A 12152-nucleotide genomic window follows, 5' to 3' on the forward strand; every position below is an offset into this window, starting at 1 on the left:
CAAATGAAAACAAACATATTTTTTACCACATTATTGGGTACGGGTTTAGTTGTATTAACAGCCATGTATGGTTGTGGCAGCGCTGAAACTAAAGCTGAGCCTGCAAAAGAAAAAAAGGCTGCAGTTGCTACTTTCGATTTAAAAAAGGATAAACTTTCTACAACGTTAAACCTACCAGGCGAATTAATTGCCTTGCAGCAGGTAGATTTGTATGCTAAGGTAAGCAGTTTTGTTAAATCGCTAAAAGTTGATATTGGTTCTAACGTAACTCAAGGACAGTTGCTAATGACTTTGGAGGCTCCAGAAATGGCTTCGCAACTTGCAGCAGCGCAATCTAAATTAAAATCGCAAGAAGCCATTTACACAGCAAGTAAGGCAAATTATAATCGTTTGTACGAAACCAGCAAAACACCTGGAACCATTTCTACCAATGATTTAGACCAGGCGATGGCAAAGAAAAACTCTGATTTAGCACAATATGAAGCGGCAAAAGCATCGTATAAAGAGGTGGGTACTATCCAAAATTATCTGGAAATAAGGGCTCCTTTTAGCGGTATTATATCTGCCAGAAATGTAAACTTAGGCGCCTATGTTGGTCCGTCAGGTAAGGGCTCAGAATTGCCGTTGTTTACTTTACAAGATCAACGTAATTTACGCTTAGCAGTTTCTATCCCTGAGATTTATACTGGTTATTTAAAAAATGGCGATGAGGTAACTTTTACGGTTAAATCTTTACCAAACCAAACTTTTAAAGCAAAAGTTAAGCGCATGTCGGGTGCATTAGATCTTCGTTTACGCTCTGAACGTGTTGAAATGGATGTTCCAAATTTAACCAAGACTTTATTACCGGGTATGGTAACAGAAATAAATATTCCTTTACCTGCCAATGCAAGTACATTTATTGTTCCTAAAAAATCATTGTTAGATACTAGTGAGGGTTTATTTGTGCTAAAAATTGTAGATAATAAAGTTGAAAAAGTTGCAGTAAAAAAAGGTAGAGAGGCTGAAGATAAAATTGAAATATTTGGCAATTTAAACGAAGGCGATAAATTAGTTACAGAACCTACGGAAGAAATGCACCAGGGAATGGCAATTAAATCTTAATTTTGTACACCATTAACAGCTAAAGCCATGTTAACCAAACATCAGGAACTGTATGCCGTAAGCAAAAGTGAATCTTTAGAGGATTTTTACAACCGGTTAAAAATTAACCGTCCTGAAATGGTTATACCCAGCTTAAACATGGTGAACGATATGGGCCATTTTAATGTTTTTAAAAGGTCTACTTATTGCTCGCTCACTCCATCGCCTTACAACAGAAGGGATTTTTATAAAATTTCGTTAATTATTGGTTCGGGCATTTTGCATTATCCCGATAAAAGCATTGAGGTAAACGGCCGTGCATTATTGTTTACCAACCCAAATATACCATATGCATGGGAAGGTACATCGGAAAAACAGGCTGGCTATTTTTGCTTATTTACCGACAATTTTATTCATAACCGCAACGAAAGTCTTAGGGAATCTCTTTTGTACCGCATCAATGATTACCCAATTATAGATATTAATGATGAGCAAGAAAAGTGCTTAAATACTCTTTTTAGCAAAATGATGGAGGAAATGGATGGAGAATATGTGCATAAATATGATTTACTCCGTAATTATGTTCAACTCGTTGTTCACGAAGCTTTAAAAATTCTACCTTCTGGCAATACTTCTAAGCCTAGTACCGCTGCCGTTCGGTTAACATCCTTATTTATAGAACTGCTGGAAAGACAATTCCCCATTGGTTCTACAGATCATAATTTAGAATTAAAAACGGCACATGATTTTGCGTGTAAACTTTCTGTACATGTAAATCATTTAAACCATGCGGTAAAAGAAGTTACAGGCAAAACCACTTCCGAGCATATATCAAAACGAATTGCCACCGAAGCCATTGCCTTATTAAAACATACGGAATGGAATATTGCTCAAATTGCGTATTGCCTTGGCTTTGAATATCCGGCTAACTTCAATATTTTTTTTAAGAAACAAATGCAATGCACACCACGGTTTTTTAGAAAGTAAATTTTGAGTTTGCAATCATTGCCAAAGCATCACAGCATTACACGGAAGAAAAGCTCGCTGTTTTTTACTCCACTAAAATTAAAACGACCTATAAATAAAGAGTTAATATTCCCTATGTAAGAGGCAATGTTCCCTATGTAAGAGGCAATATTCCCTGTACAAGAGGCAATGTTCCCTATTTGAGAGGCAATATTCCCTGTACAAGAGGCAATATTCCCTGTACAAGATGCAATGTCCCCTATGAAAGAGGCAATGTTCCCTGTACAAGAGGCAATGTTCCCTGTGGAAGAGGCAATGTTCCCTGTACAAGATGCAATGTTCCCTATGAAAGAGGCAATGTTCCCTGTGTAAGAGGCATTATCTCCATAATACGCTCAAAATACCTAAAAGAAAGTGCTAACTAAACCCGGGTGAAGCGGCAGCTCCCGATATTTTTCATCGGGACTATAGCGTAAAACGGGGCTGACATTAAAAAAAGTTACCGCCTTTGCTTTTCCATAAATTATAATAACCAGCCACAGAAACACGGAATTACACACTGCCCTTGGCGTTTTTATTAGTTATAAAGAAAAGGTAATGCCTGCATTGAAACCCAGCCAACCTTGCCCCCCATTACCGAAATTATGGTGCTTATTTGGTGCAATTTCTTGCTTATAATTTTTACCCGAAGAACCCATCGGTGCATCACTTTTGTAATATGAATACGCAGGACCGGCAAATAATGCTACGTATTTATGAATGTTTGCCTGAAAGTTGGTTTGAAACCTGTATAACGTGTTTACATAATCCGAATTACCTAAATATAAGGATTGAATAGTACCTTCAACAGCAATAGAAAAATGTTTATTTAGAACAAAATCGTGCCCTAAACCAAAACCAAAGCTAATTACTTGTGCTGTATCTGAAAAATTTTTCCCAGCAATAAACAAACTATACAAGTTTGCATTACCCGTTTTAAAAGAGATATTGGTATTGGTTACTTCGTTTGTATACAAACTAATTTTGCGGTATCCGTTATGAGAAAGGTTAATTAAACCTATGCTTACGCCTGATGATGAATCGGCAAGATTAACTACTCCAAACTGGAAACCATCCATTTTTTTAGCGTAATTAACCAAGCCTGCTATTTGCACGCCCCTCAAGCGCTCGGTATTGGTATTAACAGCGCCCGAAAACTGAACTCCACTTGTGTTTTTACTTGCATTAACTAAACCTGCTAATTGTACACCCTTAACATCTTTAAGCCCTACATTGCCTACACCTCCAATTTGCATCCCTCGAACTTTTCCCCTTACGCGATTAAAAATTCCGGCAACATGTAAACCGCCCATATTTAGGTTAACATCATTGTAAACTCCAGCAAATTGAACACCTTTTACTGAGCCACCAACAATATTAAACAATCCTGCAATTTGAATTTTCTTGATATCGCCTTTGTTTAAGTTGAATGCACCAGCAACCTCTACCCCATCGGTTCCGGCTGTATAACCGCCTAATAAGTTTAACGATACCTTATTAACTACGCTAGAACTCATGCTGCCATGAGAACTTAAGCCTGGTGTAAATGATGCCTGGAAAGGTGTTTGAGCCAAAAAGCTAGGGATATTTAAATTCTGAATACGTTGTTTTGACGACAGTAAAAACCGCCATAAGCCACGCCCACCAAAAGTGTTTGAAAAAAATGCACCTTTTTCCTTATCCGGGTCGTTATATGCGCCTGGGCGAATATTTACATCAGCTAAAAAAATCAAAGCAGTATCTCTATAAGTTTCCTTACTTGCGGTTAAAATAACACTGCTGTGCAAGCCTCTAAAACGCAAAATAAAATGACCGTCGTTATCTGTTAAGGCAGATTGTAATAATCTTTTTTCGTAAACACTGGCCTCCTTAACTTTATTTCCTGTTTTAGTATCTACAACAAAACCACTAATGGTGTACTGGCTCTCATTACTCAAAATATTTTCAGCTTCGATGGTTAAATGGTTTACCGCATAGCGGAGAATAATGTAATCGTCGCTCTCTTTATAATCTACCTTTCCATCAAAAATTTTATCTAATACCTCTCGTACAGGCATATTTTTAGCGCTAAGTGTAACCAAGCTATCTTGTTGAAATAATGCCCCGTTATACGAGAAATAAAAGTTACCTGCTTTACTCAGCATCTGCAAAACGTTGCTTACACGCTCTTTTTTTACGTTGAGTGATACCAGTTTTGATAAATTTTGACGGTAAGTTACAGGATTCTGCGCCACACAAAAACCACAAGTAAAGAGCAATAAAAAAATCAGTTTAAACCTCATTATTCTTTATTAAACAGCAGAATATTGTCGCCATTACGTGATAAACCTAAGCCCAAAGTGTTACAGATAATTTTTAGATTTTCGTCTAATGATTTCATCTTTATAACCGTTGTAATTCTTAAATCTTTTGCCTTTTCATTCAAGGTTATATTTACGCCATAAGCTTCGTTCATTGTATTTATCAATTTGCTTAGCAACATATTATCGGCTACAAATAAATTGGTACGGTAATATTGGTACAATTGATCGGTACTTTGCTCTTTTACTAAATTTAAGGTTTTACTGTTTACTGTAACTCTTTCGCCTTTGTACAGCTTAATTTCTTGATGACCAAAATCAACCTTTACAATTCCACTTTCAACTACAATTTCAGTTTCGCCCTTAAGGTGTTTAATATTAAAGGATGTGCCAACCACCATAACCGAAACATCTTTTATGCTTATGGTAAACGGATGACTTTTATCCTTCGCTACATCAAAAAACACATCACCACTATCCATCTTTAAATCGCGGTTATTTTTAAAGTTACCTGCATAGCTTATTTTAGAGTGTCGGTTCAACGTTAGTGTTGATCCATCTGGCAATTTTTGCATAGCAACCTCATTGGTGGTACTTAGCATGGTGTAATTACCAGAATGAGAGAGATTGTAAACCGTCCATGCACCGATAGCAATAACTAAAACTGCAGCAATTTTTAACCAGCTAAACTTTGGTTTTAAAGGTTTTACAATGGCTTCTTTTGATTTTAAAGTTTCAGTTTTCGCTTTAAATTTCGTCCATGCTAAATCTTCATCAACTTTACTTTCGTTGTGTAGTGTTTTGCTCAGTTGCCAAATGGTTTCTAGTTGGGTAAAATGCTTTTTATTGGCATCAGCGGCATTTAGCCATTCTTTTACCTTAATATTTTCTTCTTCAGTAGATTCTTTTAGAAGAAATTTCATCAATAACTCATCCATCATGTTCTTCTAGTTAAAAAAATCCTTATAATACCATATCCCTAAAACAATCAAAACCATGAAATCGGCTAATTTAAACCTCAAAATTTTCAACGCTTTACCCATTTGGTTTTCGACCGTTTTTATAGACAAACCTAACTGATCGGCAATTTCGCGGTACTTTAATTCATCAAACCTGCTCATTTGAAATATCGTTCTGCACTGTTCGGGTAAGTCGTTTAAAGCCTGCCTTAAATTTTGTTGCAGCTCTGTAAATTCAACTTTCAACGATGCCGGTTCATGTTCTGTATTCATGGTGTGTACGGTAAATTCCTGATATTTAGTTTTGGTTTTTTCCTGCCGGATGTAGTTTAAACTTTCATTATATACGCACCGGTATAGGTATGCTTTTATGGATTGTATTTTGAGTGTATCTCGTTTTTCCCAGAATTTTAAAAACATGCCTTGCACAATCTCTTCGGCTATATCTTCATCCTTTAAAATTACCTGCGCATAAACATGCAGGGCTTTATAATGCGTTTTAAAGAGTTCTTCAAATGCTTTATCATCATAATATTGATGCGTACTTCCGGAAACTGCTGCTGTTAATACCACGGCTTTAATTGTATTCAAATATATAATAATTGAATTTTGAATGAGAGAATTATTGAATGAATAAATGACCTGTAATAATAATTGAATTTTGAATGAATGAATGAGAGAATGAATAAATGGCCTGTAATAATAATTGAATTTTGAATGAATGAATGAGAGAATGAATAAATGACCTGTAATAATAATTGAATTTTGAATGAGAGAATTATTGAATGAATAAATGACCTGTAATAATAATTGAATTTTGAATGAGAGAATGAATAAATGGCTTATAATAATAGTTGAATTTTGACTGGTCTGTCATGCATCTTATTCTTTTATTAAATCATTCAAAATTCACTCATTCTCTCATTCAAAATCCTCTCATTCAAAATTCAATAACTACCTAAAAACTAATTGCAACACCACCTGTATAGCCTAAAAACATGGCATTAAGGGTATTATTTTTTCTATCCCAAGTTTTAAAATAATGTTTTTGTAATGTTTTACCTTCTTCAGTGTTGGTTGATACAAAATTAACTGAAGGGCCAGCAAATATTTCTAAATAAGGTCCTATCCTGTAGGACGGCATAATCTGAAGTGTAGATTTAAAATAATCTCCTCGTTTAAAGTTTTGAAGTGATGTTGCTGTAAGCTCTGTGTTTAATCTAAATTTTTCGGTTTGAAAAAAGTGTGCACCAAAGCCCGCTTCGAAAGCATATACTTCATCTTTATTTTTGAAATTGTAGCCTATTCCAATAATGCCGTACAAAACTTTACCCCCCGACCTAAAAGTAGCCATAGTTGTTAAGTTTTGATTGGTGCTTAAAGCAATGCTTTTCTCACCATTTTTAACAATATTGATAATGCCGATTGGGTAATCGCTGCTGTCGGCAATATTAATAAATCCTGATAACTGTACCCCTTTTACCTTTTTGGCAACATTAATAAATCCTGCAATTTGCGTTCCTTGCACGTCGCCAGCCTTGTTAATAAAACCACTAAGCTGTATCCCTGAAACATTTTTTGCCGTCCAGTTGCCAAAGCCGCTAATTTGCGAACCACTATTTTCTTTAGAAAAGTTAGCGAAACCTGCAACAGAAGTCCCTTTACCACCTGCATAAGTATTAATAAAACCTGCAAATTGTACACCATCTGCTTTACCTCCAATATTGTTTGAAAACCCGGCTAGCCTTACGCCGCTTGCATCTTTACGAATGATATTTGAAAGTCCGGCTAATGTAAAGCCCTTCTCTGCCGCAGATAAACCCACAAGGGCATTTATAGAAAGTATATTGGTATCTTTTGCAGCATGTGTACCATTTGTACTCACTGGGTAAGCAAAACCGATATTTACTCTTTTCTTATCCTGAGAGAAAGCACTAAAACCAGTGCTCAAAATCAAAATTATGCTTAATATTTTAGAGGGACTGCCAAGCTGACTTAACTTAGCAAGTGCATATTTAATTGTTGTTAAAGTTGTGTTCATTTCTATCTATTTTAAAAATGAGACAACGAGATTAAGACTTACCCCTACGTTGAAAAGAAAAATAAATTATAGCCAATAGAAATTATAAGTGTTTTAAACTTTTAGCCTGAGTTGCTTTAGATTTACGAAATCCGTCTGGCAAGACAATGTTTTCCGCTGCCGCGGGGGCTTTATTCTTTTTGACAACAAAAAGAACCAAAAATTGTCGGCTCGCAATTTTTCTGTTTAAGGCAGTGGGTGGGATTAAGCAGTGCCTCCCGAATAATTGACCATGCCGATGGAGAGCTTAACGAAGAAACAATGGTTTGGATTTGTTAGCTGTTTAGGCGATCGCTAAACTAACTTTAATTAAAATCACTATCGTCCCGATTACGCCCAGGCATAGCAGCATTTCGCAGCATAGCTCATTATAATTCTTGTACTTAATTTCGTTTTACCAATAACCAAAGGAATATGAAGCGGGCGCAGGATTGTGTTTTGGGCTAAGCCTCATATTACTGCCTTAAGAATTATAATGCTGCTATGCAAGAAAGGGTGCAAGCCTTGACTTTTGGGTACCTTTTTGTTAAGAAAAAGGTACAAAGCCCGTCTGGCAAGACAAACCTTTTTCCGCTGCCGCGGGGGCTTCTCTTCTTTGGGCAACCAAAGAAGCAAAGTTGTCGGCTCGCAATTTTTCTGTGTAAGGCAGTGAGTGGGATTAGATTTTGCTCCCCGAATAATTGACCATGCCGATGGAGAGCTTAACTGAAAAACAGTGCTTTGGATTTGTTGGGAGTATAGGCAATCGCTAAACTAACTTTAAATTATATTACTGAATTATCCGATTACGCCCATGCATAGCAGCATTTCGCAGCATAGCTCATTATAATTCTTGTACTTAATTCGTTTTACGAATAACCAAAGGAATATGCAGCGGGCGCAGGATTATGTGTTGGGCTAAGCCTCATATTACTGCTGTCGGAATTATAATGTTGCTATTCAAGAAAGGGTGCAAGCCTTGACTTTTGGGTACCTTTTTGTTAAGAAAAAGGTACAAGGCCCGTCTGGCAAGACAAAGCTTTATTCCGCTGCCGCGGGGGCTTTCTCTTCTTTGGGCAACCAAAGAAGCAAAGTTGTCGGCTCGCAATTTTTCTGTTTAAGGCAGTGGGTGGGCTTAAGCAGTGCTTCCCGAATAATTGACCATGCCGATGGAGAGCTTAACTAAAAAACAGTGGTTTGAACTTATGAGTGTGTTAGGCGATCGCTAAACTAACTTTAATTAAAATCACTATCGTTCCCGATTACGCCCAGGCATAGCAGCATTTCGCAGGGTAGCTCATTATAATTCTTGTAGTTAATTCGTTTTACGAATAACCAAAGGAATATGCAGCGGGCGCAGGATTATGTGTTGGGCTAAGCCTCATATTACTGCTGTCGGAATTATAATGTTGCTATGCAAGAAAGGGTGCCAGCCTTGACTTTTGGGTACCTTTTTGTTAAGAAAAAGGTACGAAGCCCGTCTGGCAAGACAAATGTATTTCCGCTGCCGCGGGGGCTTATCTTCTTTGGGCAACCAAAGAAGCAAAGTTGTCGGCTCGCAATTTTTCTGTTTAAAGTAGTGAACGGGCTTAGATTGTGCCTCCAGAATAATTGACCATGCCGATGGAGAGCTTAACTAAAAAACAGTGGTTTGGAGTTGTTAGTGTTAGGCGATCGCTAAACTAACTTTAATTAAAATTACTATCGTTCCCGATTACGCCCAGGCATAGCAGCATTTCGCAGCATAGCTCATTATAATTCTTGTACTTAATTTCCTTTTACCAATAACCAAAGGAATATGCAGCGGGCGCAGGATTATGTGTTGGGCCAAGCCTCATATTACTGCTGTCGGAATTATAATGTTGCTTTGCAAGAAAGGATGCCAGCCTTGACTTTTGGGTACCTTTTTGTTAAGAAAAAGGTACGAAGCCCGTCTGGCAAGACAAAGCTTTCCGCTGCCGCGGGGGCCTCTCTTCTTTGGGCAACCAAAGAAGCAAAATTGTCGGCTTGCAATTTTTCTGTTTAAGGCAGTGAACGGGCTTGGATTGTGCTCCCCGAATAATTGACCATGCCGATGGAGAGCTTATCTAAAAAACAGTGGTTTGGATTTGTTGGTGCGCTGAGCTGTTTTGATAATTAACGTTCATAGTTGTAATATTTCATTACCATTACCTGACGCAGGCAGGCAACCTTAATGAATTATAAACTATAATTATATCGAAGAGATAATTATTAAACTAAACTTTTAGCCATCCGGTAATACTCATTCTTTTGGTGTTGGTAACCAAAACCTCATGCGCAAGCTGGTCGCTTTTAAAGAAAACACTTTTACCATTTAAAGGGGCAATATTTTGAAGACTGTTAAGATGATGAATGCAAAGCTCTCCACCATCTTCAATTTTCCAATCTAAATTGAGGTACATAATCATAGAAAACTGCCTGCTGCCGCTATTTTTAAACTGATCGATATGTTTTTTGTAAAATGCGCCAGATTCATATAAAGTGTAATGAAACTCATAACCTGTAATTCCGGTAAAGCAGGTGTTGTTTAAATGGAGGACAAAGCGATCCATTAAATCGAAAAAATCATTTTCGTGTGGGTCATTATGCTTTCTATCAAGCCAGTAAATCACATCGCTTCTAACCAGTTTATTTTGAGTAACAACCGCATTATTGCCTATTCCAGCTGATAATAACTTTTCTTCTTTAAATAAATTGATCAGATTTTGTTTTAAATGGGCCGCGAGAGAAAGGCTTAAAAAATTTTCGGCGATACCAACTTCGTCTTTGATAAAACTATCAATCAGGGTATCAAATGTTTTTTCCAATGAGCATTTGGTTATTTTTAAGCTTACGCGATAACCGCTTGAAAGGTAGGTTAATTAAATGATTAAAATTCCTTTTCAAAATCCAGCTTTGAGATTTCAATTAATAAAATACTTTCAAAAGCTTTTTCCTACTCAATAATCCAACAATTAATTCTCTTTTATTTCCAGCTGATAAATGAAACCTTTATTACCTGCTAAAATAACTGCATTACCTTTTTTAGCTTTTTGAACTGAATTAAAACTAATATCTGATACATGTTTCCAGTTTTGTCCGCCATCGGTTGATATATCCGTTCCTGAAGTCCCTGTTGCTACTAAAGTTTTTGCATTGATGTAAGCCACACCACTTCTGTAGCCCAAAACTGGGGTTATTGGGTTAGTCCAGGTTTTACCTCCATCAGTTGTAAGCACCACATTATTGGTATTTTCTTTGTCTTTAACATAATTTCCACCAACGGCAATTCCATTTTTAGCATCATAAAAATCAATGGAAAAAGGACCAGTACTGTTTTCTCCTTGCCAAATAGGGCATTTAAAAACCGACCAATTGTTACCATAATCTCCGGAGAAGTAAATATTAGATACTTTGCCACCTGTTGCTATCCAAGTTTTACCACCGGGTAAAGTTTTTATAGTTGTACCGCTTGCAGCGAAACCGGCTTCACCATCTGTTAATGTTTGCTTTAAATTTGCCGATACATCTATCCAATTTTTACCGGCATCGGTTGTTTTAAGCAACTGCATTTTATTCTTAATGGGATCGCCAAAAATTAGGGCTTTATTTTTATCCCAAAAGCCCAATCCATCTAAAAATATTGCTGTATCTACATTTTTATATGTTTCAAGCCAGGTTTTCCCCCCATCAATAGTTTTCAAAATATAAGCAGGGGCACCAGCGTTTACAACAACGGCTTGGTTATTATCAAATGCCTCAATATCTCTAAAATCTAATTTTTCATAACCTTTCGGTTTTATCCATTCCCAACTTGCCCCTCCGTTTATGGTTTTGCCGATGGTTCCATTACTGCCACTTACCCAAATAATTTGGTTTGAAACTACACTCAAACCTCTAATACTTGTTTTAGTATTTTCGGTTAAAGGCTTTAAGTTATACGTTTGCGCAGCGCAAAAAAAAGGTGCCATAATTAGGCACCATAATAATTTCTTCATTTTAAAAATTTATTTTACTCTTCTAAATGTTTCCGAGCGGCCTAAAAGAGAAATGCCTACATAACCTCTAACGTTTAAAACATCAGCACTTTTTAAAGTCATGTTGCAACTATATGTTTTCCCACTTTTAGGATCATAAATTGTTCCATCGGTCCACTTACCATCATCATAAACAAAGTTTTTTAAAATTTCCAATCCTAATAAAGGACGGCTTTGTAAGCTTGTTTCGGGGTTTTTAGCATCAACTTTTGGCTTTCCATTTAAATTTGGTTCTTTTATCCAGGCAAGTTTACCAAAATACTTATCGCCTTTTTTGTAAATTTCTATTTGTCCTTCTCCTGATGGATTTAGCCATTTACCAACGATAGCATCTTTATTTTGTGCCATGGTATTAAAGGCAAATGCAACAAAAAGAAGCATTAAAAACGGGATTTTTCTCATAACTGAATCTATTTAGTATTTTTAAATATAGCGATTAGAACAGTAACGTAAAAAAATAATTAAAGTTTTAGTAGAGCAGTTATAAACAGTTTAATAATATTTGGAAATGAACATACGGTAATGCTTAGCTTACGTAGTCCTGCTCCCGCTGCTGCCGATGAAAAACCAGCATCCGCTCAGATCCCTTAGGTTTGAGAAAGATTATCAAAGATTTAAATTTGATAAAGAAAACCTTAAAAGCAGAGGTGAACTATGTTCATATCCAGATTTAAGATCTAAAACCTGTAACAGACCTCTGCTTTTTAGT

Annotated in this window: 9 protein-coding genes; 2 read left to right on the top strand and 7 right to left on the bottom strand. The window is 36.5% G+C overall.

Features of this window, described 5'->3' with window-relative positions; genetic code table 11:
* Nucleotides 1–3: 3 nt before the first annotated feature.
* Both EHC72_RS20585 and EHC72_RS20590 read left to right on the top strand, forming a co-directional pair.
* A complete protein-coding gene (locus EHC72_RS20585; protein ID WP_131539606.1) occupies nt 4–1104 on the top strand; it encodes an efflux RND transporter periplasmic adaptor subunit in 1101 nt (366 codons plus the stop codon).
* Between the two features lie 27 nt (nt 1105–1131).
* The gene (locus tag EHC72_RS20590; RefSeq protein WP_131539607.1) at nt 1132–2070 is read left to right on the top strand and encodes a helix-turn-helix domain-containing protein; all 939 of its coding nucleotides are present in this window, start codon (nt 1132–1134) and stop codon (nt 2068–2070) included.
* 560 nt (nt 2071–2630) lie between these two features.
* Here the strand turns inward: EHC72_RS20590 and EHC72_RS20595 are convergent.
* The 7 genes from EHC72_RS20595 to EHC72_RS20625 all read right to left on the bottom strand — a co-directional run bounded on the left by EHC72_RS20595 (nt 2631) and on the right by EHC72_RS20625 (nt 11845).
* On the bottom strand, nt 2631–4370 hold the full coding sequence (locus EHC72_RS20595; RefSeq protein WP_131539608.1) for an STN domain-containing protein: 1740 nt from the start codon (nt 4368–4370) through the stop codon (nt 2631–2633).
* Entirely contained in the window at nt 4370–5329 is a 960-nt protein-coding gene (locus EHC72_RS20600) for a FecR family protein (protein WP_131539609.1), read from the bottom strand. The genes EHC72_RS20595 and EHC72_RS20600 overlap by 1 nt, the downstream gene beginning before the upstream one ends.
* A gap of 6 nt (nt 5330–5335) precedes the next feature.
* Complete coding sequence (locus EHC72_RS20605) at nt 5336–5938, bottom strand: RNA polymerase sigma-70 factor (protein WP_233167002.1); 603 nt, start codon at nt 5936–5938, stop codon at nt 5336–5338.
* A gap of 367 nt (nt 5939–6305) precedes the next feature.
* Nucleotides 6306–7388: a hypothetical protein gene (locus EHC72_RS20610; RefSeq protein ID WP_233167003.1), complete on the bottom strand. Its 1083-nt coding sequence runs from the start codon at nt 7386–7388 to the stop codon at nt 6306–6308.
* A 2255-nt stretch (nt 7389–9643) separates the two neighbouring features.
* Nucleotides 9644–10234, bottom strand: coding sequence for a 2OG-Fe(II) oxygenase (locus EHC72_RS20615; protein ID WP_131539610.1), 591 nt, complete (start codon nt 10232–10234; stop codon nt 9644–9646).
* A gap of 147 nt (nt 10235–10381) precedes the next feature.
* On the bottom strand, nt 10382–11404 hold the full coding sequence (locus EHC72_RS20620) for a WD40/YVTN/BNR-like repeat-containing protein (RefSeq protein WP_165585902.1): 1023 nt from the start codon (nt 11402–11404) through the stop codon (nt 10382–10384).
* A 9-nt stretch (nt 11405–11413) separates the two neighbouring features.
* The gene (locus EHC72_RS20625) at nt 11414–11845 is read right to left on the bottom strand and encodes a DUF2147 domain-containing protein (RefSeq protein WP_131539611.1); all 432 of its coding nucleotides are present in this window, start codon (nt 11843–11845) and stop codon (nt 11414–11416) included.
* Nucleotides 11846–12152 lie beyond the last annotated feature (307 nt).

Source organism: Pedobacter nototheniae (assembly GCF_004335085.1).
Taxonomy (GTDB): domain Bacteria; phylum Bacteroidota; class Bacteroidia; order Sphingobacteriales; family Sphingobacteriaceae; genus Pedobacter; species Pedobacter nototheniae.

What these genes read in the sequence shown, in the direction of transcription:
- EHC72_RS20610 (WP_233167003.1), bottom strand. Translation starts at nt 7,388, where the DNA reads ATGAACACAACTTTAACAACAATTAAATATGCACTTGCTAAGTTAAGT.
- EHC72_RS20585 (WP_131539606.1), top strand. Translation starts at nt 4, where the DNA reads ATGAAAACAAACATATTTTTTACCACATTATTGGGTACGGGTTTAGTT.
- EHC72_RS20600 (WP_131539609.1), bottom strand. Translation starts at nt 5,329, where the DNA reads ATGATGGATGAGTTATTGATGAAATTTCTTCTAAAAGAATCTACTGAA.
- EHC72_RS20625 (WP_131539611.1), bottom strand. Translation starts at nt 11,845, where the DNA reads ATGAGAAAAATCCCGTTTTTAATGCTTCTTTTTGTTGCATTTGCCTTT.
- EHC72_RS20595 (WP_131539608.1), bottom strand. Translation starts at nt 4,370, where the DNA reads ATGAGGTTTAAACTGATTTTTTTATTGCTCTTTACTTGTGGTTTTTGT.
- EHC72_RS20620 (WP_165585902.1), bottom strand. Translation starts at nt 11,404, where the DNA reads ATGAAGAAATTATTATGGTGCCTAATTATGGCACCTTTTTTTTGCGCT.
- EHC72_RS20590 (WP_131539607.1), top strand. Translation starts at nt 1,132, where the DNA reads ATGTTAACCAAACATCAGGAACTGTATGCCGTAAGCAAAAGTGAATCT.